This window comes from Cellulomonas fimi ATCC 484, from assembly GCF_000212695.1.
Lineage (GTDB): Bacteria > Actinomycetota > Actinomycetes > Actinomycetales > Cellulomonadaceae > Cellulomonas > Cellulomonas fimi.
Map to the genome: position 1 here is coordinate 3,968,599 of NC_015514.1, position 26,013 is coordinate 3,994,611.

Annotated in this window: 22 protein-coding genes and 1 tRNA gene; 3 read left to right on the plus strand and 20 right to left on the minus strand. The window is 74.7% G+C overall.

Features of this window, described 5'->3' with window-relative positions; all coding sequences use genetic code 11:
- Positions 1-2: 2 nt before the first annotated feature.
- From CELF_RS17910 to nrdI, 9 genes are all read right to left on the minus strand, one after another.
- The gene (locus CELF_RS17910; RefSeq protein ID WP_013772678.1) at positions 3-404 is read right to left on the minus strand and encodes a DUF5997 family protein; all 402 of its coding nucleotides are present in this window, start codon (positions 402-404) and stop codon (positions 3-5) included.
- Positions 405-573: 169 nt separating this feature from the next.
- Positions 574-3,057: a glycogen/starch/alpha-glucan phosphorylase gene (locus CELF_RS17915; protein ID WP_041553611.1), complete on the minus strand. Its 2,484-nt coding sequence runs from the start codon at positions 3,055-3,057 to the stop codon at positions 574-576.
- Positions 3,058-3,279: 222 nt separating this feature from the next.
- A complete protein-coding gene (locus tag CELF_RS17920; RefSeq protein ID WP_013772680.1) occupies positions 3,280-3,750 on the minus strand; it encodes a hypothetical protein in 471 nt (156 codons plus the stop codon).
- 741 nt (positions 3,751-4,491) lie between these two features.
- Entirely contained in the window at positions 4,492-7,032 is a 2,541-nt protein-coding gene (locus tag CELF_RS17925; RefSeq protein ID WP_013772681.1) for an ABC transporter permease, read from the minus strand.
- On the minus strand, positions 7,032-7,835 hold the full coding sequence (locus CELF_RS17930; RefSeq protein WP_013772682.1) for an ABC transporter ATP-binding protein: 804 nt from the start codon (positions 7,833-7,835) through the stop codon (positions 7,032-7,034). The genes CELF_RS17925 and CELF_RS17930 overlap by 1 nt, the downstream gene beginning before the upstream one ends.
- Before the next feature lie 87 nt (positions 7,836-7,922).
- Positions 7,923-8,582, minus strand: coding sequence for a hypothetical protein (locus CELF_RS17935; protein WP_013772683.1), 660 nt, complete (start codon positions 8,580-8,582; stop codon positions 7,923-7,925).
- A gap of 61 nt (positions 8,583-8,643) precedes the next feature.
- Positions 8,644-9,315, minus strand: a complete 672-nt coding sequence (locus tag CELF_RS17940) for a SanA/YdcF family protein (protein ID WP_232014269.1) — start codon at positions 9,313-9,315, stop codon at positions 8,644-8,646.
- A 78-nt stretch (positions 9,316-9,393) separates the two neighbouring features.
- Positions 9,394-11,775 carry a beta-galactosidase gene (locus CELF_RS17945; protein ID WP_013772685.1) on the minus strand — a complete coding sequence of 794 codons (2,382 nt, stop codon included), beginning with the start codon at positions 11,773-11,775 and terminating at the stop codon, positions 9,394-9,396.
- A 145-nt stretch (positions 11,776-11,920) separates the two neighbouring features.
- The gene (nrdI, locus tag CELF_RS17950; protein ID WP_013772686.1) at positions 11,921-12,358 is read right to left on the minus strand and encodes a class Ib ribonucleoside-diphosphate reductase assembly flavoprotein NrdI; all 438 of its coding nucleotides are present in this window, start codon (positions 12,356-12,358) and stop codon (positions 11,921-11,923) included.
- 114 nt (positions 12,359-12,472) lie between these two features.
- Here nrdI and CELF_RS17955 point away from each other — a divergent pair, with 114 nt between their 5' ends.
- Positions 12,473-13,456 carry a phosphotransferase enzyme family protein gene (locus tag CELF_RS17955; protein ID WP_049791502.1) on the plus strand — a complete coding sequence of 328 codons (984 nt, stop codon included), beginning with the start codon at positions 12,473-12,475 and terminating at the stop codon, positions 13,454-13,456.
- Between the two features lie 306 nt (positions 13,457-13,762).
- Here the strand turns inward: CELF_RS17955 and CELF_RS17960 are convergent, their stop codons facing one another.
- Positions 13,763-14,230: a hypothetical protein gene (locus CELF_RS17960; RefSeq protein ID WP_013772687.1), complete on the minus strand. Its 468-nt coding sequence runs from the start codon at positions 14,228-14,230 to the stop codon at positions 13,763-13,765.
- Between the two features lie 243 nt (positions 14,231-14,473).
- Positions 14,474-14,546, minus strand: a tRNA-Arg gene (locus tag CELF_RS17965).
- 107 nt (positions 14,547-14,653) lie between these two features.
- On the opposite strand from CELF_RS17965, the gene CELF_RS17970 reads away from it, so the two are divergent.
- Positions 14,654-15,904, plus strand: a complete 1,251-nt coding sequence (locus CELF_RS17970) for a low temperature requirement protein A (protein ID WP_013772688.1) — start codon at positions 14,654-14,656, stop codon at positions 15,902-15,904.
- 33 nt (positions 15,905-15,937) lie between these two features.
- Here the strand turns inward: CELF_RS17970 and CELF_RS17975 are convergent, their stop codons facing one another.
- The 8 genes from CELF_RS17975 to CELF_RS18010 all read right to left on the minus strand — a co-directional run bounded on the left by CELF_RS17975 (position 15,938) and on the right by CELF_RS18010 (position 22,640).
- Complete coding sequence (locus tag CELF_RS17975) at positions 15,938-16,621, minus strand: hypothetical protein (RefSeq protein WP_013772689.1); 684 nt, start codon at positions 16,619-16,621, stop codon at positions 15,938-15,940.
- A complete protein-coding gene (locus CELF_RS17980; protein WP_013772690.1) occupies positions 16,618-17,202 on the minus strand; it encodes a SigE family RNA polymerase sigma factor in 585 nt (194 codons plus the stop codon). Before CELF_RS17980 ends, CELF_RS17975 begins: the two co-directional genes overlap by 4 nt.
- Entirely contained in the window at positions 17,199-18,317 is a 1,119-nt protein-coding gene (locus tag CELF_RS17985) for an amidoligase family protein (protein ID WP_013772691.1), read from the minus strand. The genes CELF_RS17980 and CELF_RS17985 overlap by 4 nt, the downstream gene beginning before the upstream one ends.
- A gap of 4 nt (positions 18,318-18,321) precedes the next feature.
- Positions 18,322-18,870 (minus strand): hypothetical protein, encoded by a 549-nt coding sequence (locus CELF_RS17990; RefSeq protein WP_013772692.1) that lies wholly within the window; start codon positions 18,868-18,870, stop codon positions 18,322-18,324.
- Between the two features lie 74 nt (positions 18,871-18,944).
- Positions 18,945-19,955 (minus strand): hemolysin family protein, encoded by a 1,011-nt coding sequence (locus CELF_RS17995; RefSeq protein ID WP_013772693.1) that lies wholly within the window; start codon positions 19,953-19,955, stop codon positions 18,945-18,947.
- Complete coding sequence (locus tag CELF_RS18000; RefSeq protein WP_013772694.1) at positions 19,952-21,340, minus strand: hemolysin family protein; 1,389 nt, start codon at positions 21,338-21,340, stop codon at positions 19,952-19,954. Before CELF_RS18000 ends, CELF_RS17995 begins: the two co-directional genes overlap by 4 nt.
- Before the next feature lie 160 nt (positions 21,341-21,500).
- Positions 21,501-22,142, minus strand: coding sequence for a DUF2510 domain-containing protein (locus CELF_RS20975; RefSeq protein WP_013772695.1), 642 nt, complete (start codon positions 22,140-22,142; stop codon positions 21,501-21,503).
- 72 nt (positions 22,143-22,214) lie between these two features.
- On the minus strand, positions 22,215-22,640 hold the full coding sequence (locus CELF_RS18010) for a VOC family protein (protein WP_013772696.1): 426 nt from the start codon (positions 22,638-22,640) through the stop codon (positions 22,215-22,217).
- A gap of 103 nt (positions 22,641-22,743) precedes the next feature.
- On the opposite strand from CELF_RS18010, the gene CELF_RS18015 reads away from it, so the two are divergent.
- On the plus strand, positions 22,744-23,757 hold the full coding sequence (locus CELF_RS18015; protein ID WP_013772697.1) for a helix-turn-helix transcriptional regulator: 1,014 nt from the start codon (positions 22,744-22,746) through the stop codon (positions 23,755-23,757).
- Between the two features lie 1,005 nt (positions 23,758-24,762).
- Here CELF_RS18015 and CELF_RS18020 read toward each other — a convergent pair.
- Positions 24,763-25,896: a 6-phosphofructokinase gene (locus tag CELF_RS18020; RefSeq protein WP_013772698.1), complete on the minus strand. Its 1,134-nt coding sequence runs from the start codon at positions 25,894-25,896 to the stop codon at positions 24,763-24,765.
- Between the last annotated feature and the right edge of the window lie 117 nt (positions 25,897-26,013).

Sequence of the window (26,013 nt, forward strand, 5' to 3'; positions counted from 1 at the left end):
GGTCAGGCGTCGCGCTTGGCGGCCTCGGCGCGGCGGTCCGTCTCGCGGGCACGCAGGCGGCGCTCCTCGCGGCGGACCTCGTCGAACGTCGCGCGCTCGCGCACCAGCCACTCGGGCGGGTCGGCGACGAGCGCCTTGATCTGCGCGGTCGTCAGCGGGTCGGTGATCCCGCCGCGGGCCAGGCCGCTGATCGACACGCGCAGGCGGCCGGCGACGACGGAACGCGGGTGCGGCCCGTCACGACGCAGGTCGACGAGCCACTGCGGGGGGTTGCGCTGGAGCTCCGCGAGCTCGTCGCGCGTGACGGTGCCCTCCTGGAACTCCGGCGGCGTCGCCGGCAGGTACACGTCGAGCTTCGCGGCAGCCGTGGACGGCTTCATCTCCTGCGGCTTCTTCGGGCTCACCGCCCCAGCCTAACGACCGACGACGCCCGACCCGTGAGCCCGTCGTCCCGTCAGCCCTCCCGCGGGTCACGGCCGGCACGCCGCAGGGCCCCGTCGCGGCGTGCGGCGGGGCCCTGCGGGTCGTGCGGGGCGTCAGGCGTCGGACGGACGGCGGACGCCGGGCGGGGCGTCAGGCCGACGGCGGCACCGGGTGCGCGTGCCAGACGCGGTCCAGGTAGTCGCGCATCGAGCGGTCGGACGAGAAGAACCCGCCGCGGGCGACGTTGAGGATCGCGGACCGGGTCCACGCCTCGGTGTCGGCGTAGGCGGCGTCGACGCGGGCCTGCGCGTCGACGTACGCCTGGAAGTCCGCCAGCACGAGGAAGCGGTCCTCGTGCAGGAGGTTCGACACGATGGGCTCGAACACGGTGCGGTCGCCGCCCGAGAACGCGCCCGACGCGATGAGGTCGAGAGCGTGCCGCAGGCCCGGGTTGGTCTCGTAGTACGACGCCGGGCGGTAGCCGCGCTCGACGAGGTCGGCGACCTCCGGCTCGGTCAGCCCGAACAGGAAGAAGTTCTCGTCGCCGACGAGCTCCCGGATCTCGACGTTCGCGCCGTCGTCCGTGCCGATCGTCAGAGCGCCGTTGAGCATGAACTTCATGTTCCCCGTGCCGGACGCCTCCTTGCCCGCGAGCGAGATCTGCTCGGACAGGTCGGCGGCCGGGATGAGGGTCTCGGCGAGCGTGACGTTGTAGTTGGCGGGGAACGCGACGGTGAGCCGGCCCTGCACCGCGGGGTCGGCGTTGACGGTCCGGCCGACCGCGTTGATGAGCGCGATGATCTCCTTGGCCATCCGGTAGCCCGGGGCGGCCTTGGCGCCGAACGCGAACGTGCGCGGCGTGACGTCCGCGGGGTCGAGCGCGCCGGTCGAGATCTGCTCGTACAGCGTGACGACGTGCAGCACCTTGAGCATCTGCCGCTTGTACTCGTGCAGGCGCTTGACCATGACGTCGAACATGGTGTCCGGGTCGAGGTGCAGGTCGTCGCGCTCGGCGAGCACGCCGACGAGCCGCCGCTTGTTCGCGGCCTTCACGTCGCGGAACCGGCGGCGGAACTCGGCGTCGTCGGCCAGCGGCTCGAGGCCCTTCAGCAGGTCGAGGTCGGTGACCCACTTCTCGCTGCCGAGCGCCTCGGTGACGAGGCCCGACAGGCCCGGGTTGGACAGCCGCACGAACCGCCGCGGCGTGATGCCGTTGGTGACGTTCGTGAACTTGCCCGGGTAGTACTCGGCGAAGTCGTGCAGCACCTTGTCCCGCAGCAGCTGCGAGTGCAGCGCCGCGACCCCGTTGACCTTGACCGCGGCGACGGTCGCGAGGTGCGCCATGCGGATCCCCCGCTCGGGGAACTCGGCGACGATCGACATGCGGCGTGCCCGGATCTCGTCGTCCGGGTGAGCGGCCCGCACGCCCTCGAGGAACTCCTCGTTGATGCGGTAGATGATCTCCAGGTGCCGCGGCAGCAGGCGGCCGAGCAGCTCGACGGGCCAGATCTCCAGCGCCTCGGGCAGCAGCGTGTGGCAGGTGTAGGAGAACACCTGGCGCACGACGCTCCACGCCTCGTCCCACGCCCACTTCTTCTCGTCGACGAGGATCCGCATGAGCTCGGGGATCGCGATGACGGGGTGCGTGTCGTTGAGCTGGAAGTGGATGCGGTCCGGCAGCCGCGTGAGGTCGAAGTCGTCGGGCAGGACCTGGTCGACGAAGTCCTTGAGCGAGCACGCGACGAAGAAGTACTGCTGCTGGAGCCGCAGCTCCTTGCCCTGGGGCGTGGAGTCCTCGGGGTACAGGACCTTCGAGATGTTCTCCGCGAAGGTCTGGGCGCGCACGGCCTGCGCGTAGTCACCCGAGTTGAAGATCTCCAGGTCGAACGCGCGCGTGGCGCGGGCGCTCCACAGCCGCAGGGTGTTGACGCGCCCGTTGCCGTACCCGGGGACCATGTAGTTGTAGGGGACGCCGAGCACTCTCCAGCCCGGGTTCCAGCGGCGCCGGACGGTGCCGTCGTCGTCCGTCCAGTCCTCCACGGACCCGCCGAAGCTGACCGTCACGGCCGCCTCGGGGTGCGGGAACTCCCACGGCGAGCCGAGACTGAGCCACGAGTCGGGCTTCTCGACCTGGCGGCCGTCGACGAACGTCTGCCGGAAGATGCCGTACTCGTAGCGGATGCCGTAGCCGATGCTCGGCACGTTCATGGTGGCGAGCGAGTCGATGAAGCACGCCGCGAGGCGACCGAGGCCGCCGTTGCCGAGACCGGGCTCGACCTCGGCCTGCCGCAGCTCGTCGAGGCTGATGCCGAGGCCGGACAGGCCCTCCTCGACGATGTCGGTCAGGTCGGCGGCGAGCAGCGCGTTGTCGAGCTGCCGGCCCAGGAGGAACTCCGCCGAGAGGTAGGCGACGGACTTGGCCTGGATCTCGGACTGGTGACGCAGCGTCTCCAGCCAGCGGACCATGAGGTAGTGGCGCACGGTGCGTGCGAGGGCGAGGTACTGGTCGTTGACGGACGCTCGCGAGAGGTCGACCCCCTGACCGAAGTTGAGCTCGCGCAGGTACTCCCGCACGAAGCCCTCGACAGTCCGTTCACGCGTCGCGATGGGTTCGGTGTTCGCTGTCACCCTCATCACCGTAGTCGGGCTCGGCCCCGTGGGACACGGGGGGACGGCCGTCGCCGCCTTCCCGACACGCCATGGCCACCTGGGCGGACGTCGTCGGGGGTGCGGCGGGGCGGCCGTCGTTCGGACGTGGACGTGCAGAAGGCCGGTGCCCCCTGGTCGGGCACCGGCCTTCCGGTGGTCGTCACCGCGGCGGGATCACCGCCGAGACGGCGGGGTTCGCCGAGCGGTTCAGACCGCGGCCACCACGGGCCGCTCGTCCGCCGAGGTTCCGGCGACGGCGGAGCCGAGCGAGCGGATGGCCCAGCCGGCGACACCGAAGGTCACGCCGACGCCCATGACGAGCAGCGCGACACCGAAGGCGACGACGGAGGTGAACAGCGAGGCCCGCAGGAAGGAGCCGTTCATGACGGTCGCGCGGACCGGGTCCTCACGGTCGAGCTCGGCGTAGGTCTTGCCGCCGGACGCGTCGAGCGCGTGGTGGTTGATGATCGCGGCCTGCGAGTACGCCTCCCAGGGCGTGTCGACCAGCTGGTTGGCGAACATGTCCGCGTCCTCCGAGACGGTGATGTTCTCCGCCTTGAGGTTGCTGGACACGGCGCCCCAGGTGACGGCGCCGGAGACGAGGAACACGCCTCCGAGGATCATGACGATGAGGCCGAGCAGGCGGGCCTGCGACTTCTGGACGGTGATGGTGCTCATGGTTCGTGACCTTTCGGTACCCCCGGAGTGCGGGTCTCCCCAGACCCGGTGAGCCGATCGGGCTCACGTGAAGATCGTTGCGTCTGAATGAACCCCGCGAGCGGGACCCAAGTCCCAGCATGTGGAGAAAGTGTGACGACGGTGCTCGCGTGCGCTATCGCGCACCGGCGGACGCGACGCCGCACGCCGCACGGCGCACGCCGCGAGTGCCGCACGATGCGGGAGCTGGACGCCCACCGTCAGGGGGCGAGCCGGTGTCGGCGCCGAGCGCCAGGTGCCGACCGACCTCAGCGGTGACGGCGCCCGGGGCGCCGCAGGAGCGGGACGCGAGTCGCGCGGCGAGCGTCGTGGCCGAGAGACCACCGGTGCGGGGCGTCTGCCCACGTCCCCGTCCCGCACGCTGCCGTCGGCGAGACCGGCCGACAGGCCCTCGCGCGGGCGGTCGGGGCGGTCGACGGGGTGGGCGCGTCGGAGGTCGTCGCGGCAGACGACGGCGCACCCCTGAGAGTGGGGGCACGGAGGAGGGCGCGCGGGGACCGGGGGTCGGACGCGCCCTCCTCCTGCCACGGACGCGTCCCCACGTCCGGGCGTTGTGCCCCCTGCTGCCCCGACCGGCCGCACCTGCCGGTTTGCCCGGGGCGATGGTGCTATCCCACCCCCTCGCGGGGCCGTCTGCGCGGGACTTTGGTCACTCGGACCTGCGCATTCGTCCGACCGGGCGACCCCGCGAGAGGGGGTGGGTCACTCGTAGGCGACCGCGTCGAGGACCTTCAGCCGTGCCGCGCGGACGCCCGGCCAGACCGCCGCGAGCACCCCCACGACGACCGCGAGCACCAGCATCCCGGCGAGGCTGCCCCACGGCACGACCAGCGAGGACAGGCCGTCGTCGGCGAACACGGTGGGCATCGTCGAGGCCAGCGCGACGCCGACGAGCAGGCCCAGGACGGTCCCGAAGACGGCCGTCAGGACCGACTCGACCGTGACCGTGCCGGCGAGCTGCAGACGGCCGAGGCCGACGGCGCGCAGGAGCCCGATCTCACGCGTCCGCTCGATCACGGACAGCGCCAGGGTGTTGACGATCCCCAGCACCGCGATGACGACCGAGAGGCCGAGCAGCGCGTACAGGATGACGAGCATCTGGTTCACCTGGTCGGCCAGGCTCGACACGAACTCGTCCCGGGTCAGCACGGACACGACCACGTACGGGGCGACGACGTCCGCGACGGCGTCCTGGAGCTCCGCCGTGCCGACCCCGGCGGCGGCGGACACGAGGATCGTGTCGACCTGCTGCTGGTCGCGCGGCACGAGGCCGTCCAGGACGTCCTGGTCGACCACGACGGGCGAACCGAGCACGTTCGTGGTGAACACCGCGGCGACCGTGAGGCGCTGCGGGCCGTCGGCGCCCGTGATCGTCATCGTGTCGCCGACCTTCCAGCCGTTCGACTCCGCGGCCGCCTCCTGCACGACCGCCTGGCCGTCGGCGAGGCCGTCGAGGTCGCCGTCGACGACCTCCACCTCGATCGAGCGGCCGAGCGTCCCGTCGTCCACGCCGATCACGTACTGGACCGCGGGCTCGTCGTCGCCGACGGCGACCGGCAGCGGCACGAACGCGACCGCGTCCGCGGTGCCGACCTCCGGCAGCCCGGTCACGTCGTCGACCGCGCCCGCCGGGATCACCTGGTTGGCGGACCGCACGACGACGTCCGCGTCGGTCTGCGCCTCGACGACGCCCGCGACGGACTGCTGCGCGGACACCGCGATCACCGAGACGGCACCGACCAGCGCCATGCCGATCATGAGCGCGCCGGCCGTGTTGGCGGTGCGGCGCGGGTTGCGGACGACGTTGCCGTGCGCCAGCCGGCCGACGGGCCGCAGCAGCCGGACGAACGGCCACGCGAGGACCCCGACGGCGGCGCGGGCGACGACGGGCGACAGCATGAGCACGCCGACCAGCACCGCTCCGGCGCCCACGCCGAGCGCGGGCTCGGCGGCGTCGGCCTCGGGCCGCACGAGCGCCGTGACCAGCGCGGCGACCCCCACGCCCGTGATCACCAGGCCGCCGATCGCACGCCACCGCAGCGAGCGCTCCGGCACCGCGACGTCGTCGCGCATGGCCTCGACGGGCGGCACGAGCGCGGCCCGGCGGGCGGGCAGCGCCGCCGCGAGGACGCTCACGAGCGTGCCGACGAGCAGCGAGACGCCGATGGTCGCGGCGTCGACGGGGATGTCCCCGACGAGGTCCATGCCGACCGAGCCGAGCACGACGCGCAGCCCCGACACGAGCCCGAGACCGCCCGCGATCCCCAGCGCCGAGCCGAGGAGCCCGACGACGGCGGCCTGCACGAGCACCGACGAGAACACCTGCGCCGGCGAGGCCCCCACGGCCCGCAGCAGCGCGAGCTCGCGCATCCGCTGCCGCACCGACATGGCGAACGTGTTCGAGATGATGAACGCCCCCACGAACAGCGCGATCGCGGCGAAGACCAGCAGGAACGTCGTGATGAAGCCGAGCTGGTCGGCGATGTCCGCCTTGCTGTCGGCGCGCAGCGCGTCGCCCGTGATCACCTCGAGGCCGTCGGACGCGAACCCGTCCAGGCGGTCCACGAGCTCCTCGGGCGTCGTCCCGTCCGCGGCGTAGACAGCGATCTCCGACACGCCGCCGTCGGGCGCCAGCACGGACAGGCCGGTGGCCTGGTCCACGAGGACGAGCGTGGCGCCCGCCATGGGGCCGCCCAGGTCGACGCGGCCGACGATCTCGACCTCCGTGACCTCGCCGCCGAGCACCGCGGTCGTGGTGTCCCCCACGGCCAGGCCCGACGACTCGAGGGTCGCGGTCTCCAGCGCGACCTCCCCGGCACGCTCGGGCGCGCGGCCCTCGACCAGGTCGAGCGACGGGTCGTCGGGGACGTACAGCAGCGCCACGCTCGGCGCCTGGGTGCTCTGCACCGCGGTCCCGTCGGCCCCGACGAGCACGATCGGGCCCTGCACGCCCGGGATCGCGTGCGCGACACCGTCCACGGCGGCGACGTCCTCGACCAGGTCGAGCGGCACGCGCTGCCCCGTCGCACCGCCCGTCACGACGGACGAGCCCTGCGTCTCGGCGGCGCGCACGTACACGTCGGCGGGGGCGGCGGCGTCGACGATGCCGTCGAACGTCGAGGACAGCATGGTGCGCAGCGCGAAGGTGCCGGCGACGAACGCGACGCCCAGGGCGACCGCGAGCAGGGAGAGCAGGAAGCGGACGAGGTGCGCGCGGATCCCGCGCAGCGCGACGCGGCCCATCAGCGGGCGACGGGCTGCGCCACGGCCGCAGCCGTGAGCGGGGCGGGCACCGGGGCGGCGTCGCGCGCGGGTCGCAGCGCCGTCAGCGCGGCGAGCACCGAGTCGGGCGTCGGGTCGAGGACCTCACCGACCAGGCGGCCGTCCGCGAGGAACAGCACCCGGTGCGCGTAGGACGCCGCGGTCGGGTCGTGCGTGACCATGACGACGGACTGGCCCAGCTCGTCGACGGACCGGCGCAGGAAGCCCAGCACCTCCGCGGACGACTGCGAGTCGAGGTTGCCGGTCGGCTCGTCGGCGAACACCACCGCGGGGCGCGTGACGAGCGCACGGGCGCACGCGACGCGCTGCTGCTGGCCGCCCGAGAGCTCGGCGGGCTTGTGGTCGAGGCGGTCCGCGAGTCCCACGGCCTGCACCACCGTGTCGAGGTGGGCGCGGTCGACGGGACGGCGCGCGATGTCGAGCGGCAGCGTGATGTTCTCCAGCGCCGTCAGGGTCGGCACCAGGTTGAACGCCTGGAAGACGAACCCGAGCCGGTCGCGGCGCAGCTTCGTCAGCCGCCGCTCGTTCATGCCGCTGACCTCGAGGCCGTCGACGACGACCGTGCCGGCGTCCGTGCGGTCCAGGCCCGCCATGCAGTGCATCAGGGTCGACTTGCCGGACCCCGAGGGGCCCATGATCGCGGTCAGCTCACCGCGCCCGAAGTCGACGTCGACACCCGCGAGCGCATGCACCGCCGTGTCGCCCCGGCCGTACGTCTTCACCAGTCCGCGCGCGCTCGCGATGGGCGCCTGCTTCGTCGTCATGTCCTCCACCTCACTGCACGCCCGCACGGGCCTGACGGGACGATCGTCCTCGCGTGCGGGCGGCGGCGACATGGGTGACGTCCCTGGTCAGGCCCTGGTCAGACCCTGACCCACCCCCGGCTCCCGGGGCGCCGGGCGGTACGGCTCCTCCCGCACAGCATGCGCCACGACGAGCTTGAGGACCATCACCGGGCCGAACCAGGACAACCCGTCCGGGGCACCGACGACGGGTGCGGCGACGAGCGCCACGGCCGCGACGCCGAGCGCCACGGGCCGTTGCAGGTGCACCGGGACGGTCCGCACGAGCACGACCCCGCCGAGCGGGACGAGGTACCACCACAGCGCCCACACCCACGTCGCGTCGGGCACGACGACGACCAGCACGAACGGGTGCACGTGCAGCGCGGCGAACGCGAGCGGGTCGTGCAGCACCCGGTCGAGCCGCGTCACGGGCGGCGCGAGCGGTGCGTGGTACAGCCGCTTGGCGGTCCCGAGCGCGTTCGCGGCCACCCCGCCCGTCACGTCGAGCGTCACCAGCAGCACCGCGAGCCACGTGCCCCACGACCACGTCGTCGGTGCCGTGAGGAGCAGCGCCGTGACGCACGCCGCCGCCGTGAGCCACACGACCCCGCGCTCGACGCGCGTGGCGCCGGTCCCGTACAGCCAGTCCCGCGGCCCGGGCGGGACCGCCCAGTCGACGTGCACGGCCTCCGGCCCGCCCGTCGAGACCTCTCCGCCGTCGCGCATGCGCACCCTCCCCCTGTCCCGTCCCACCCTGCCCCGGGCTCGGGCGGTGCGCACGGAGGCGTCAGGGGACGCGCGCGAGGACGTCCGTCACACCCGGCTCGACCGGGCCGCCGTGCACGGGCGGGCGCCGGGTCACCGCGTCGAGCGCGGCCCGCCACGACGCGGGCAGCTCCCGGACGCGGTAGACGACCGCCTTGGCGGGCTCGACGCTCGCGGCCGAGACCCCGACGCCCGTGACGTCGATCCCCGCGGCCCGGCAGGAGAACAGCATGCGGCGCAGGTGGTACGACTGCGTGACGACGACAGCCTCCTCGACGCCGAAGACGTCGTGCGCGCGCACGCACGTGTCGTGCGTGTCGAGGCCCGCGTGGTCCCGCACGACCCGGTCCGCCGGGACGCCGCGCTCGACGAGCCAGTCGCGCATCGCCGTCGGCTCGTCGTGCTGCGGCGTGCGGTTGTCGCCGCTGACCAGGACGACTTCGACCGTGCCCTGCGCGTAGAGCTCCGCGGCCGCGTCGAGGCGGCGGCGCAGGTACGTCGACGGCGTCCCGTCGGGGCGCAGGCCGGCACCCGGCACGATCACCACGCCCGACGGCGGCACGTCCTGCACCGAGCCGCGCACGGCCGCCTGGCCGACGCCCTGCACGACGACCGTCACGGCCGCGAGCACCCAGACGACCGCGACGGCACCCGCCGTCACGCCCCGCCGCACCCGCCCGCGCGCACCGCTCACGGCCGCGATGCTAGGCGCCCACGCTCACGCCCGTGGGCGCTTCGGTGGGGCGGTTCGGTGGAGGTTCGGGGCGGCAGGTCAGGCGAGCCGCGCGCGCCACGTCGTCGAGCGCGCGAGGGTCGCGGCGTCGAGCGCGCCGAGGGGGCCGTCCGACGAGCGCCGGCGGTCGGCCGCGTCCGGGGGCAGCCACACCGCGGCCTCGCGGTGCAGCGGCAGCAGGCGCACCGCGACGCGGTCCGCCTCCGCACCGGGCAGCACGTCGAGGTCCACGTGCCACGGTGTGCCGTCCCAGAACCGGTCCGCGACGACGCGGCCGTCGACGAGGAGCTGCGCGACGTCCCCCGCCCACGCGACCTCCAGCACGCGCCGCGTGCCGGGCTCGGGCGTGCCGACGTCCGCGAGCCGGTGCTCGGCCGCCAGCTCCGCGACGACGCCGGCCGCCGGGGCCGACGCGCGGCCCTCACGCGCACCGTAGGACGCGCGCGGCTCGGCGGCCGCGCGCACCGGCACCGTGGGCACCCGGCCGGTGCCCACCCCCGCGGCGTCCGGCGTCGTGCGGACCGGGAGCCAGGCGTCGCCCGTCCACCGGTCCACGCGCGGCGGTCGGGAGGCGCGGACCACGACCTCGCCGCCCTCGACCCACAGCGGCTCCGCGCAGCGCAGCAGGGCCCGGCCGTCGGGTCCGTCGACCACCCAGACGCGGTCCGCGTCCGCCGCCCCGACCACGAGCACGCGCGCGGCACCGTCGGCCTCGCCCGGCGACGCGCCGCCCCGCGCCCCGGCCCCCGCCGTCGCGTGCGCTGCGCGGGTCCGCCGTGCGGGGTGCGCCGGGTCCGCCGGGTGCAGCAGCACCAGCCCGCCGTGGCGCTCGTCGAGCGCGTGCACGCCGGGCGCGACCTCCTCGGCGCCGCCCGTCACGCGCACCTGGGGGTCGACCCCGAGCTCGACCGGCACACCCGCCGACGCGAGCAGCACGAGCGTGCCGTCGGTCAGCGTCGTCAGCGCGGACGCGGTCGCCCAGCGCAGCCGCACCGAGCCGTCCGGTGCCGGGACGTCGAGGCCGAACGGCCAGCGCGCGAGCGTCCCCGCCGGCACGTCGACGGGCCGGGACGGCAGCACGAGCGGGCCGTCGGGCAGGTCGACGTGCACCTGGAACGCGGGCAGCGTCGGCAGCGGGACGTGCGGCTGGTGGTGCACGACGAACACGAAGCCGGCACCGCCGTCCGCACGCACCGACCAGCGCGGGGTCGCGACGTCGTCCGGTCCGGAGGGGAGGTCGGCGGGCAGCGTCGCCGGCATCGTCGCGAGCGCGGGCCCGAACGCGGCGAGGAACGCGTGCTGGGTGCGCAGGGCCGCGTGCGAGGGCGCCAGCAGCCCCGCGGCGCCGACGGGCGCGTGGAAGTCGTAGTCGTAGGTCGGCAGGTCGTTCGGGTAGCCGGTCGCGTGTGACTCCTGCAGGTCCGGCGCGGGGTTCGTGCCGCCCGCGTACATGTAGTAGCCCTGCCACGCCGAGCCCGACGCGATCTTCGCGTGCGCGACCGCCGCCACGTCGAGCGCCGACGGCACCGGCCGCCGGTGGTACGTCGTCGCCATGCCACCGCCCAGCTCGCACGTCGCCGGCGGGAACGCGGTGTCCCGCTCGACGGCCCGCACCTGCTCGCCGCGCACGTCCGCCCCGATGCCGGGGTCGTCCCACGTGTGCGACACGCGGTAGTGCGCGCGGAACGTCGGGTGCCAGCCCTCGTCGGCGTCGACCCAGAAGCCGTCGCCGTACCCGCCGTACAGCGGCAGCACCTCGCCGGCCGGGAGCTGCGCCCCGCCCCACGCCGTCGCGGTCCACACCGGAGCGTGCAGGCCGGCCTCACGCGCGAGCCGCTTGAGCGTGACCAGGTGGCCCGGCTGGTCGTACAGCTCGTTGTCGAGCTGGATGCCGAGCACCGGCCCGTCCGGCCCGCACAGCCCCGCGAGCTGCGCACCGAGCCGGCCGAACCACCCCCGCACGAGGTCCAGGTACGCCGGGTCGTCGGTGCGGTGCGCCAGCGGCGCGTCCTGCACCCAGTCCGGCAGCCCGCCGTTGCGGACCTCCGCGTGGCACCACGGGCCCACCCGCAGCACGACCGACAGGCCCAGCTCCGCGCACGTGCGGACGAACGCCGCCACGTCGAGGTCCCCGTCGAACCGCACCTGGCCGCGCACCGGCTCGTGGTGGATCCACAGCACGTACGTCGCGACCACGTCGACCCCGCCCGAGCGGGCCAGCAGCAGCCGCTCGCGCCACCGCTCCCGCGGCACGCGCGAGTAGTGCACCTCGCCCGACACCGGCACCCACGGCACGCCGTCGCGCTCCAGGTACCGCGACGTCAGCGCGAGCCCCGGCCGCCGGTCCACCTCGTTCGCCATCGCGGGCCGCGTCGACGGCACCGTCCAGGCCGCGGGACGGATGTGCAGCGGGTCGGGCACGGCGGGCTCCTCGGGTCCAGGGGGCGGGACGTCGTCGTCGCGTGCGCGTGGCCCGCGGTCGCACAGAACCCTCGCACGACGGGCACGTCGGTCCCGCGCCGGTCACGGCCGGCGTCGTCCGCGGCGCGCTCGTCGTGCGCCGGCGTCAGCCTGCGACGGGCGCGTCGTGCGCGAGCGCGAGAGCCTCGTCGAGCTCCGCGAGCACCTCACGGCAGCGCGCGACGTCCCACGGCGTCCCCGCGAGCTCGAACTCGAACAGCACCGGTCGGTGCGACCGCGCCGCGATCTCCCGGCACGCCATCTGGTAGTGCGTGCCGAAGTTCCGGTTGCCCGACCCCATGACGCCGACCATCGCGCGCCGGTTCACCGGCGAGCTCAGGAACCGGCGCACCGCCTCGGGGATCGTGTCGTTCGCCGGGTTGCCCGTCTTGTACGACGGCGTCAGCAGCACCCACGGCCCGTCGACCTCGGACAGCCGGTGCTCGCGCTCCGCGAGGTTGAGCACGGGGCGCTCGAGCCGCTCCGCGAACGCCCGGACCAGCCCCGAGGTCGAGGAGTAGTAGTAGACCGGCGTCTGTCGCACACAGCCATGCTCACCCGGCCTGCCCGCCCTGGCGTGGGACCCACGACCCGCTGCCCGTCGAGACAGGACGTATTGCCGTGGCCGACGAGGGTCCGGGATGCCCACGATGCGCTCGTGCTCACCCTGTCCCAGATCCGCGACGTGCACGACGCCGTCGACGACCAGTGGCGCTCGCCGGTCGCCGACGCGGTCGCCGCCGCATGGGGTGTCGGGACGGGGCAGGCGCTGTACTGGCGGTCGTCCGCGTCGCACGTGGTCGTCGTCCCGGCCGGGGCCGACCCCCGTGGTGTGCTCTACGTGCGGTGGGTGCCCGAGCGCGCCGCCGGGGCCCGCGGCTTCGCGCGCGGCACGCTCCTGCACGCGCGACTGTCCGCCGACGCGGCCGACGTCGCACCCCTCGTCCCGTCGACGTCCGGGCGGCTCCTCGAACGCCTGACCACGCCGCTCGGTCCGGTGCTCGCCGCGGTGGTCCGCCGCGTCGACGGCGACGAGACCGACGTCGACGACCTCACCGTCGACCTGGCCGCCGCCTGGGGCCGCGGGCTGGGTCGCTTCCACCTCGCTGCCGCCCGCTACGAGGACGTCGTCGAGCCCGCCCCCGTCTCCCCGCTCGCGGCGCTGGCCCGCTCCCCCGACACCGACGTCGCCGACGCGGCCCGCGTCCTGGCCGACGCGCTGGGCCGGGGCGGACCCGCCCGGACGGTCGTCGGGCACGGCGACTACGAGCTCGACAACCTGCGCTGGCGCGGCTGGCGGCCCGTGTGCTTCGACCTCGACGAGGCTGCGCTGCGTCCCGCCGCGGCCGACGTCGCGTCGGCCGTGCGCGACCTGCTCGGCCCCGACCCGGCCCACCCCGCGCACCCGCGCCTGCTGGACGGGTTCCTCGACGGCTACTCCCGGACGTCGGGCACGACCGTCACGCACGACGCCCTCCTGCCCCACGTCGGGGCCCTCGCTGCCGCGCACCTCGCCGACCTCGACCGCATCCTCGACACCGCCGAGGACGCGGCCTGGCTGACCGACCTGGGCGACCGTCTGCGCGCGCACGCCGCGGGACAGCGCGAGGTGCTGGTCGCGTCGGCCGCCGCGCTCGCCTGACGGCGGGTCCCGTCGACCTGCTGGGGGGATCGGTTCGGTCGCACCTTCGTGCGACCGCGGGACGGCGGCGGGCTCGGAGCTCGCGCAGCATCGTGTCGGAGCCCCGGTCGCGGCCGACCGTCACGAACCCGTGCCGGGCGTAGAGCCCTCGGGCGGCGACGTTGCCGTCCTCGACGCTCAGGCTCACCGCCCGCCACCCGAGACCTCGCGCCTGGTCGAGACATCCGGCGAGCAGGAATGGCACGCTCGTGGCCCTCGCACCGCCCGCCCGGCGCGACGGGGTGTCCGACGCGCCCCGCGGTCCGTCTACGGAGCCGCGCTCGCGGGACGCGCCAGCGCGAGGACCAGGCGCACGAGCGCGACCACGATCCCGACGACGCTGCCCACCATCGCGAACACCAGCACGACGCGCGTCACGTACTCCCAGTCGACGGCCGGGTCGGTGAACGCGAACGGGAAGACGCGCCACGTCGCGACGAGCGCGACCAGGCCGATGCCGGTCACGACCATCTCGCCGACGGCCCGGACCACCGGGCTGTCCACCAGCACGTACACGCCGTTCGCGACGATCCCGGCCGCGAGCGACGCCCCGACGAGCGGCACGACGGCAGCGGCGTCCTCCGTGAGGAACGGCACCGCACGCCAGCCCGGCTCGACGGCCAGCAACCACAGCAGCACGCCGTTCACGATCGCGGCGACCACGTAGCCGCCGCGCTGGGCGGCGGCCGACGTCTGCCTCCGTGTCGGTCCTGCGGGCCGGTCGACGACGCTCACGGGATCCTCCCTCCGGACGGCCCCACCCCTCCAGCGTCTCGCCGCACGCCCGCCCCCGGCAGGGACAAACGTCTCCCCCACCGCGCGCCCTGCCCTGGCCGCGACCTGCGACCTGCGAGACCGAGCGGCCGCACCGGGCCGTCCGTCCGTGCGTCGAGCCGTGACGCGCGGTGCAGCTCGCATGCGCGTCCGTCGCCAGCAACGACAAAGGCCCGGCACCTGGGGTGCCGGGCCTTTCATCTGTGCGCCCGAAGGGACTCGAACCCCCAACCTTCTGATCCGTAGTCAGATGCTCTATCCATTGAGCTACGGGCGCATGGCCCTCGCGGGCCGTCCTGAACGATACAGGGAGCACGGGCCAGTCCCCAAACTGGATGCGCGTGACCCTCGGCACGCCGCGTCGTGGCTGGCAGGATCGCCGCCATGACGAGCACCGGACGGCTGGGCACGGGCGGCGGACGGATCGGGATGCGTGCCGACGTGCTGCGGCACGGCGACGGCCACGACGGCAGCCGCGTCGGCTACGTCGAGCTGTTCTTCGACCTGGTGTTCGTGTTCGCGGTGACGCAGCTGTCGCACCTGCTGATCGCGCACCCGGACGGCGAGCACCTGGTGCAGACGCTGATCCTCGGCTGGGCGGTCTGGTGGCTGTGGATGGACACCACGTGGGTGACGAACTGGCTGGACCCGGAGCGGCTGCCGGTGCGGGCGATGCTCCTCGTCCTCATGCTGCTGGGACTGCTCATGTCGAGCGCGATCCCGGAGGCGTTCGGCGACAAGGCGCTGCTGTTCGCGGTGCCGTACGTCGTCATCCAGATGGGGCGCACGCTGTTCACGGCGTGGGCGATGGGCCGGCACTGGCCGGCCAACGCCCTGAACTTCGTGCGGATCACGGTCTGGTTGTCGGTGTCGAGCGCCTTCTGGGTCGCGGGTGCCCTGCTCGACGAGCAGCGGCTGCTGCTGTGGGTCGTCGCGGCGCTGATCGACGCCACGGGTCCGCGGGCGATGTTCTGGGTGCCCGGCATGCGCGGCACGCACGCGTCGACGTGGGAGGTCCGCGGCGACCACATGGCGGAGCGCGTGGCGCTGTTCATGATCATCAGCCTCGGCGAGTCGATCATCGTGACGGGCACCGCGTTCGGTGACCTCACGGTGACGCCGGTGACGATCGTCGCGTTCCTCGCGGCGTTCGTGTCGACCGTCCTCATGTGGCTGCTGTTCTTCGACCGGTCGGAGCGGCGCGCGACGGAGTTCTTCGTGTCGCGCGACGAGACCGGGATGGTCGCGCAGACGGCCTACACGTACGTGCCGTTCCTGCTGGTCATGGGCATCGTCGCGACCGCGGTCGCCGACGAGCTGGTGCTGCTGCACCCCGAGGGCCACCACGGCGCGACCGACGGGTGGACGGCCTGGCTCATGTGCGGGGCCGCGGCGGTCTACCTGCTCGGCAACACGCTTTTCCGGCGCGCGACGGGCGGGCGCTGGTCCGCGTGGCACCTCGGCGGCGGGGCCGCGGCGCTCGCGCTCGTGCTGCTCGCGCCCGTCGTCACTCCGCTCACGCTGTCGTGGCTGACGAACACGGTGCTGCTCACCGTCATCCTCGGGGACGTCGCGGTCGCCCGACGGGCGACCACCGCCACCCGGGCCCGTGAGGGCGACCGGGCGACGGCGTAGGTCGCCCTCGCAGACGGCACGGGTGCCGGGACGTCAGTGCTGCGGCTCGACCGGCAGCTCCTGCCCGTCCACGAGCATCCGCCCGGCGCGGGCCTTGGCCTCCATGAGGTCGACGCCCCACAGCTCGGCGAGCTGCTCGGCCTCGGCCGGCCCGTAGCCCGCGTCCCAGTAGGCCGTGGACGGGTCGTCCAGCACCTCGGTGACCGGGGTGGACGCGGGCGGCACCGGTACGGTCTCGCCGTCGAGCAGCAGCTGGCCGGCGCGCGCCTTGGCCGTCGTCGCGTCGGTCTGCCACAGGTCGCTCAGCACCGCGACGTCCTCGGCGGTGTACCCCTGGCCCCAGAACGCCTCGTACTGCTCGCGGGTGTACCCGGCGGGCATGGCCGACCACTCGACGCCCACGACGGCCGCGGCCCCCTCGACCACCTCGGCGAACGGCGTGTACGGGTGGGCCGCCGCGGCGGCGCCCGCGCCGACGACGGCGAGGGTCGAGGTCACCACGGTCGCGGCCGCGACGGTGCCCGCGCGACGCCGGATCGGGCGGATCGCGGCGACCCCGTCCGCTGCGGCGATCCTCGCGGCGATCCGGTCGGTCGCGTGGCGGACGTCGGCCGCGTCCGGCTCGCGCGAGCGCAGCGCGGCGGTGACGGCGCGCGCGAGGTCGTCGTCCGGGGTACCGGCGCCGCCCGGGACGGGGCGGACAGGGTGCGGGGTCATCGCGTCTCCAGGGTGGGGTCGGTGCGCAGCGTCGCCAGGGCGCGCGCGGCGTGGGCTCGGACGGTGGCGGGCGAGGTCCCCAGGACGGCCGCGATCTCGGCGTCCGGGAGCCCCTCGTAGTAGCGCAGGACAAGGACCGCGCGCTGGCGCGGAGGCAGCCGTCCGAGGCGCTGCCACATGGCGTCCTCCTCGGCCAGCCCGTGGGCGTGGTCCCGGGAGGTGCCGGCGTGCGCGGTGATCACCTCGTCGGTGGCCGGGCGGATGGTGCGCACGTGCCAGCGGCGTCGCCAGGACAGGTGCTCGTTGGTGACCATCCGCCGCAGGTAGAGGTCCGGGCGCTCCATCAGGGCGATCCGGTGCCAGCGCACGTGCGCGCGCAGCAGGACCTCCTGCACCAGGTCGGCGGCGGTGTGCTCGTCGCCGACCAGGATCGTCGCGTACCGCAGCAGGCCCGGCAGGTGCGTGCGGACCACGTCGTCGAGCGCGGGTGGCAGGGCGACCCCGCGCGCCGGCGTCGGGAGGGGCGCGATGCGTCGGGTGGGGGCGCACTCCGGCCCGGTCACGGGCAGCCAGGTGGTCACCGGCCCACCGCCTCACGCACGCCGGCGAGCGCCTCCAGCGCGGCCGTCGCGTCACGAGCGGCGTCGGCGTCGGGGCGGGGGACCGGGCGGTCGTCCAGGCACCGCAGCAGCAACCGCTCGACCAGGGCGGCACGGCGCACGATCGCCCGGGCGTCGAGGTCGCCCGGCAGGATCCGGACCTCGAGGGTGTCCCGCACCGGGCGGTCCGCGACGAGCTGGGTGAGGTTGACGTCCGCGTACTTGGTCAGCCCGAGCCCACGCGCGGCGGCCCGGAGCGCGTCCCACGACGGCGCCGGGACGCGCTCGACCAGGTCGAGGAGACCCTCGGGCAGGGCGCCGAGCCGGCGGCAGGCCGGGTTGGTCTCGAGCGCGACGTGCAGCGGTTCACGCCAGTGTCCGAACAGCCGGACCACGTTGGCGAACGCCGCCGGCCGACGGAACGGCGCCCCGTCGAGGTGCACGTGCACGGCCGCCTCCGCCGGCACGGTGAACCCGAGGTCGCGTGCCGGCCCGAGCAGGTCCTCGAGCGCTCGGGCGTGGTCGGCGACCAGCGGCGGCGTGACGATCTCGGTCGGCCGCTCCCGACCCGCGGGCAGCGGCATCGCCACGGCGACGGTCGCGCCGGCGGCGTCGTTCACCCGGGCCGCGCCGCCCCGCAGCTCGACGCTGGTGCCGACCAGCTCCGCCACGGGTCCGAGCACGTCGGGCAGCGCCGCATCGGGGTCGGCGTGCCGTTCGACGAGCCGCAGCAGCCGGGCGTCGTCGGACAGCAGCCGGTACCAGCCCCGGTGGCCGCGCGCGGTCGTCCCGACGCCGACCAGGTCGGCCACGATGGTGATGTCGTCGACGAGCCGCGCGATCGGCGCCCCCTGCGCGTCGACCACGTCGAACGCCGGGGACAGGTGGCGGAACACCCCGACACCTGGCACCGCCGACGGCTCGCTGTCCGTGTGGAACGACCGTCGGACCCGGCCGCCGTGACGCGCGGCGAGGGCGTCCGCGAGCACCTGGCGGTCGGAACCGCCGGGCGCGAGCAGCTCGATCTCGAACCCGGTGCGCCACGTCAGGGCGTCGATGGTGTCCTCCGGACGGGTCGTGAGCGGTGCCAGGTGCACGACGTCAGCCGGCGGGGGTGGCGCCGGGGCCCTCGACCGGCAGCGTCTGACCGTCGAGCAGGAGCTGACCGGCACGGGCCTTGGTCTCGAGCGCGTCGGTGCTCCACAGCGCACCGAGCTCCGCGACGTCGTCGGCGTCGTAGCCGGCGGCGAAGAACGCGGCGATCTCGGCCTCGTCGTCGGCGGTGACCGTCGGGCTGGCGTGGGTGCCGGGCGCGAACGGCAGCGCCTCGCCGTCGATGAGCATCTGGCCGGCACGCGCCTTGGCCTCGGTCTCGTCCACCGACCACATCTCCTGGAGCGCCTCGAGGTCCTCGGCAGAGTACTCGGCGGCCCAGTACGCCTCGTACTGCTCCCGCGTGTAGTTCTCCGGCATCGCCGACCAGTCGATGCCGACGACCTGCGCGGCGTCCTCGACGGCCCGCGCGAAGCCCCACTGCGGACTGGCCGCAGCCGCCAGACCGGCGCCCGCGACGCACAGGCCGGTGGCGGCGACGCCGATCGCCGTCAGGCGCAGGAAGTGCGCGCGGTTCGAGCGGGTGCTGCTGGTCATGGAGACCTCCAGGTCATCGGGACGTGCTTGCCCCCCAAGAACGCCGCTCGACGCCGATGTGTGCAGTGCCCGCGTCAGACCACCTCGGCGACGCGCGGGAACAGCCGGGCGACGAGGTCGTCGAGCGTGACGACGCCCGCGAACCGCCCCGCGTCCCGCAGCACGGCGAGGTGCTGGCGGCTCTCCCGCATCTGCGCGAGCGCCTCGTACACGGGCGTGCGCGCGTCGAGCGTGAGCACGGGTCGCACGAGGTCGTCGACGTGCTCGTCGTCGCCACGCAGGAGGGTGTCGCGCACGTGCACGACGCCGACGAGGTCGTCCCGGGCTCCGACGAGCACACGCAGGTGCCCGGAGGCCCGGGTCGCGGCACGCACGTCCGCGGCGGTCGCCCCCGACGGCACGGCCGTGGGGTCGGGGTCCGGGCGCGTGAGGTCGGCGACGGTGAGGGTCTGCAGGTCGAGCGCGCCCGTCACCTGCGCGGAGTACGCGGCGTCGAGCGCGCCGACGTTCGCGGAGTGTTCGACGAGGTGCCGCAGGTCGTCGGGGTTCTGGCCGGTCGCGAGCGTGCCGGACGGCTCGACGCCGACCCGGCGCAGGCACCAGTTGGCGGCCTCGTTGAGCCCGCGCAGCAGCGGCCGGGTCGCCCACATGAACGCGCGCATCGGCAACGCCAGCAGCGTCGCCGACGACTCCGGGTGCCCGATCGCCCACGACTTCGGTGCCATCTCCCCGACGACGAGGTGCAGGAACGTCACGACGACGAGGGCGAGCACGAACCCCGCCACGTCGGCGAGCCACGGGGCGGCGCCCCACGACTCGAACGCGGGCGTGAGCCAGTGGTGCACGGCCGGCTTGGTGACGGCGCCGAGCGCGAGGGTGCAGGCGGTGATGCCGAGCTGGGCGCCCGCGAGCAGGACGGTGAGCTCGCCCGCCGAGCGCAGCGCGGCGCGCGCGGAGCGGCTTGTCGGGGCGTCGTCCTCCAGGCGGTGCCGCTTGGCGGCGAGGGAGGCGAACTCGACGGCGACGAAGAACGCGGACAGCGCGATCAGCGCGGCCGTGACCAGGGCGACGGCGAGAGGGCTCATCGGGCGTCCTCCTGGGTCGCGGCGATCTCCTCGGCGGTGGGCGGGGGTTCTGCCGGGACGGTGACGCGCACGGACGACGGCACGTGCCGCTCGACGGCGAGCACGTCGAGCCGCATCCAGACCTCCTCGGACCGTCCGGCGTGCGCGAGCTCGGCCGGGTCGGCGGGGAGCAGGACGACGACGCCGGCCCCGACGGGCGGGAGCGCGCCGTGCGCGTCGATGACGAGCCCGGCGACCGTCTCGTGGTCGCCGCGCGGCAGGTCGCGGCCGATGGTGCGCTCGAGCTCGTCGAGGTGCAGCTCACCCGGGACCGTCCACGCGCCGTCCTCCAGCACGGGACCGGTCGCGGCGTCGGGGTCGTGCTCGTCGGTGATCTCCCCGACCAGCTCCTCCGCGAGGTCCTCGACGGTGACGACGCCCGCGAGGCCGCCGTACTCGTCGAGCACGCACGCGAGCTGGTTCGTGCCGGACAGCGCGCGCAGCGCGTCGGGCAGCGCCATCGACGTGGGGACGAGCACGGGCGGGCGCAGCAGCGACGCCACCGGGGCGTCGTCGCTCTCGGTCGTCGCCAGCACGTCCTGCAGGTGGACGACGCCGAGGACGTCCTCGTCGTCCGACAGCACCGGGTAGCGGGAGTGGCCGGTGCTCATGTGCAGCCGGACGTCGCCCACGGTGTCGTCGGGCCGCAGCACGTCGACCCGCGAGCGCGGCACCATCGCGTGCTCGACGTCCCGCTCGGGGAAGTCGAGGATGCGGTCGAGCAGCACCGACAGCTCGGGCGGGAGGTCACCGGACTGCGCGGACTCCGCGACGATGTGCTCGAGGTCGCGGACGGTCGCGGAGTGCTCGACGTCGTGCACGGGGTCGATCCGCAGCACACGCAGAAGCGCGTTCGACGCGGAGTCGAACACGCGGATCAGCCAGCCCATGACGCGCAGGTAGACGGTCGTCGAGGACGCGAGCGCGACGGCGACGGGCTCGGGGCGGGCGATCGCGAGGTTCTTCGGGAACAGCTCGCCGAACACCATCTGGACCAGCGTCGACAGCAGCAGCGCGAGCACCGTGCCGACCGCGAGCCCGACACCCGTCGGCACGCCGACGCCCCCCAACGCCTCGCCGAGCGACTCGCCGACGAGCGGCTCCGCGACGTACCCGACGAGCAGGCCGGTCACCGTGATGCCGAGCTGCGCACCCGACAGCATGAACGACGTCCGCTTCGTGACGGCGAGCGCACGACGCGCCCCAGGGTCGCCCGCAGCGGTGCGCGCGCCGAGGCGCGAGCGGTCCACCGCCATGTACGCGAACTCCTGCGCCACGAACCAGCCGGTGGCGGCGGTGATCGCGAGCACCACGAGCAGCCCGACGAGCAAGGACAGCACCCACATCTCAGTGCTCACCCACCCTCACCGGTCGTCGTCGGCGGGGTGGGCGGGTACTGCTGTCGCTGTCCATCTCTCTCCTGGGGGGGAACCTCGTCCGCACCCGTCAACGCGCACCGGGCCGCACCGGTTCCCGCGCCGCGAGCGACCCGGGCCACAGCGGACGTCAACCGCCGACGGCCTCCCGCACGGACTCCGTAACAGCGACGACCGTCACGACGGGACCGGCGACGGCGACACCGACGGCGAGCAGCCCGGCGACCGCGACGGCGACCCACCCCCCGGGGCTCAGCGGCTCCGCGCCGCGGAACACCGCGTCCCGGTAGCCCCGCACCGCCTGGGTGGCGAGCCCGGCCGCGCCCATGAGGCAGACGATCGTCGGGACGCCGATGATCGTGCGCGTCGCGAACGCGACCAGGCCCGACAGGGCGAGGAGCGCGAGCGCGCCGCCGAGCGAGAACCAGAGCGCGTTGCGGCGCTTGACCTGCGCCTCGCGGACGCGGTTGGTGCGGTACGCCTCGCTCTGCAACACCGTGTCGGCGAGGTTCAGCGACTGCCCGAGGCGGAGGGGCACCTGGCCGAACGAGCTCCCGCCCACCGCGCCGGCCGCCGCCATGCCGCCCCCGGGCACGAAGGACGACGGTCGCGACGCGACCGGGAGGACCGGGTCGGGTGCTGGGGCGGGGCGGCTGTGCGCCGGGTGGGGCGTCGTGTGCTCCGTCCAGCCGGCGCCGTCGAACCACCGCAGCACACCGGTCGTGCGGCCGTCCGGGTACCAGCCGGGCGGGGGCGCGAATCCTTCGCTCACGCCCGGATGGTGCCAGCGCCCGTCCCCGCCCGTCGCCGGTCCGACGCCCGGTTCACCCGGTTGCCGCCAGGGTCACGCGGCGTCCCACGGCACCGCGACGTCGAGCACCCACGTCACGCCGAACCGGTCGCGCAGCATGCCGTACAGCGGTGCCCACGCCGCGGGGCCGAGCGGCACGACGACCGTCGCGCCGTCGACGAGCCGCTCCCAGTACCGGGTGAGCTCGTCGGCGTCGGCGCCGCGGACGGACACGAACACGGGGATGACACCGGGCTCGTACGCGGTGTGCGACGGCACGTCGTACGCCATGACGCGGAACCCGTCGGGCGAGACGACCTGGCCCCACATCACCTGGTCGGCCTCGGCCGCGTCGGTGACGGCGTGCGCGTCGGCGTAGGTCACGACCGTCGTGGTGCCGCCGAAGGCGGCCGCGTAGAGGTCGAGCGCGGCGCGCGCGTCGCCGCGGAAGTTGAGGTGGGGCGTGGTGGCGATGGTCATGGCTGCTCCTCGGTCTCGGTGCCGCACCGGTCGTCGGCGGGCACTGCCCACCCTCGCCATCTCAGAGGACAGGTACGGTCCTCTGATTCCCTAGGCTCGGACCATGGGGACGACAGAGCGGCTGCTACGCCTGCTGTCGCTGCTGCAGGCGCACCGCGACTGGCCCGGCCAGGAGCTCGCCGAGCGCCTGGGCACCACCTCGCGCACCGTCCGCCGCGACGTCGACCGGCTGCGCACGATGGGCTACCGCATCGACTCCGCGAAGGGCCGCGCGGGCGGCTACCGGCTCGACGCGGGGTCGGCGCTGCCGCCGCTGCTGTTCGACGACGAGCAGGCCGTCGCCCTCGCCGTGGCCCTGCGTGCGGCCGCCGTGACCGGCGCCGGCGTCGAGGACGCGGCTGCCCGCGCGCTCGCGACGCTCCGGCAGGTGATGCCCCCGCGCCTGCGGCACCGGCTCGACGCGGTCGACGTCGTCACAGCCCCGACGGCTCCCCGCGACTCCGCGTTGCCCGCGACGCTCGTCGCGCTCTCGTCCGCCGTCCGCGCCCGTGAGGTCCTGCGGTTCGACTACGCCTCGTCGCGGGACGCGACCGTCGCTCCGCCGGGCTCGTCCGCAGCGCACCCGGTCGTCGCCCCACGCCGGGTCGAGCCGCACCACGTCGTCGCCGCCCGGGGCCGCTGGTACCTCGTCGCGTGGGACGTCGACCGCGACGACTGGCGCGTCTTCCGCGCCGACCGCCTCACGCCCCGCACCCCGCGCGGCCCACGGTTCACGCCCCGCGAGGTGCCGGGCGGCGACGTCGCCGCGTTCCTCTCGGCCCGTTTCCGCGGCTCGGACCGCCCGGGTGCCTGGCCGTGCGAGGGAACCGTCGTGCTGTCCCTCCCCGCCGCCGACGTCGTGCCCTTCGCGGGCGACGCGACGGTCGAGGACGTCGGCCCATCCCGCTGCAGGGTGACCGCCGGCTCGTGGTCCTGGACCGCGCTCGCCGCGCACCTCGGCCGCTTCGACGCGGACCTGGCCGTCGTCGGCCCGCCCGCACTCGCCGACGCGTTCTCCCGGCTCGCCGCACGCTTCACGGCGGCGGCAACGGCCGGCACGGCGAGTTCCCGCCCCTGACCCGGAGGCCCGCGCTTCCCCCCGCGCGAGGTGCCCGGCGGCGACGTCGCCGGGTCCCTGTCCGCAGCTTCCGCGGTTCCGACCGCCCCGACACCTGGCCGTGCGAGGGGACCGTCGAGCTGGCACTGCCGCCGCCGACGTCCTGCCCTTCGCTGCCGACGCGACCGTCGAGGTCCTCGACTCCGACCGCTGCCGCATGACCGCGGGGTCGTCCTCCTGGACCGCGCTCGCGGCCCACCTGGCCCGTTCTCGAGTCCGGCGTCGGGGTCGTCGGCCGCCGGCACTCGCCGATACCTTCGCCCACCTCGCCGCGCGGACCGCCGCCGCGTCGTCCTTGTCCGTCAGCGCCGGACCGCCACGTCCCTACCTCTCCGAGGTGCGTCCTGGTCGCAGGTCGACGCCGTCAGATGGCAGGGCCGGTCACGGTGCGGGGGCCGGCGTCCGCCGGGCAGCGGGTCACGAGCGTGGGTGCACCGGCGGCGGTCATGGCCCGGCACCGTCGCCTCGCGGCTCACCGGCGAGCGCGCTCCACGCCCCGTCCTCGAAGATCTCGACCTGCGGCAGCGTGTTGAAGTCGTCGAACGACATGCAGCTCACGGCCCAACCCGCGGAGCTTGGCTCGTGGACTGCCCACGCGCCGTCAGGGCCTCGCATGCGTAGACCTCTGACTGATGCAGCTCGCACGACGGGCGTAGTGCAGTCGTGGGCCCTGGCCGAACGCGGTGGCAACGGAGCCCCACACTCGGGTCTCCGCCTCCGCCGGGTCGATCACCGTCGGGACGAATGACTCACCCGTCCCGTGGTGGCCGAGCGCGACGACGAACCACCCGGTTCGCGCGTCAGCGACCACAGCGAGAGCGCAGTCACCGGCACCGTCTCGCGCGACGACCGACGTCCGAGACGCGCCCCCCGGACAACGCCTGTTGGCGCGCTGCCGTCAGGTCGAGGTCGTCCCAGTCGGGAGCGGTCGTGTCCACGGAGTCAGTGTCTGCCTACGCGCGGCCGCTAGTCGCCGAGGCCCGTGCCGACCTGACGGGCGGCGGTGATCCACTCGTGGTCCGGCGGGACGAGCTTGACCTTGCCGGCCACCTCGGCGAGCGGGACGAGCTCGGTCCCCTCCCCGCGGGCGGCGACCATGACGCCCGACTCGCCGCGCGCGAGCGCGTCGGCCGCGGCCGCACCGAGCCGGGTCGCGAGGATCCGGTCGGCGGCGACCGGTGCTCCCCCGCGCTGCACGTAGCCGAGGATCGTCACGCGGCTCTCCAGCGACGTCGCGGCCTCGAGCTCACGGGCCAGCTTGAAGGTGTGCTCGCGCTGCTGGTCCTCGACGTGCGCGAGGTGCGCCTTCGCGGCCTTGACCGCCTCGGGCGTCTTCGCGGCCTTGACCAGCAGCCGGGCCGCCTCGAAGTCGGCGGTGTCGCCCACGTCGCGCGCACCCTCGGCGACGGCGATGACGCTGAAGTTCGAGCCGCGCGCGCGGCGGGCGCGGATCGTCTCGGCGATCGACTCGACGGTGTACGGGATCTCGGGGATGAGGATGATGTCGGCGCCGCCCGCGATGCCCGCGCCGAGCGTGAGCCAGCCGGCCCGGTGGCCCATGATCTCGGTGAGGATGATCCGGTGGTGGCTGTGGGCCGTGGAGTGCACGCGGTCGATCGCCTCGGTCGCGATCTCGGTCGCGGTCGCGAAGCCGAACGTGGTGTCGGTGCGCGCGATGTCGTTGTCGATCGTCTTCGGCAGGTGGATGACGTTGAGACCCGCCTCGACGAGCTTCATCGCGTTCTTCGCGGTGCCGCCGCCGCCCAGCATGACCAGCGCGTCCAGGCCCTCGCGGTGGTAGTTCTCGACGACGGTCGGCACCATGTCGCGGACCTCGCCGTCGACGACCCACCGGTGCACCTTGTCGCGGCTGGTGCCGAGGATCGTCCCGCCGACCGTGAGGATGCCGGACAGCGCGGCGCCGTCGAGCGGGACAGACCGGTTCTCGACGAGACCCGTCACGCCGTCGCGGAACCCGATGAGCTCCATGCCGTAGGCGCCGATCGCCGCCTTGCCGAACCCGCGGATCGCCGCGTTGAGGCCGGGGCTGTCGCCGCCCGCGGTGAGGATGCCGACCCGCTTGACCTTGCCGTCCGCCACGTCCGCACCTCTCGCTCGCCACCGGGTCGGCGCAGCGGCCACCCTTGCACCGCGCGCGGACTCCGACCCTACCGGCGGCCCGCACCGACACCTGGGACGACCTGCCCGCACGCTCCG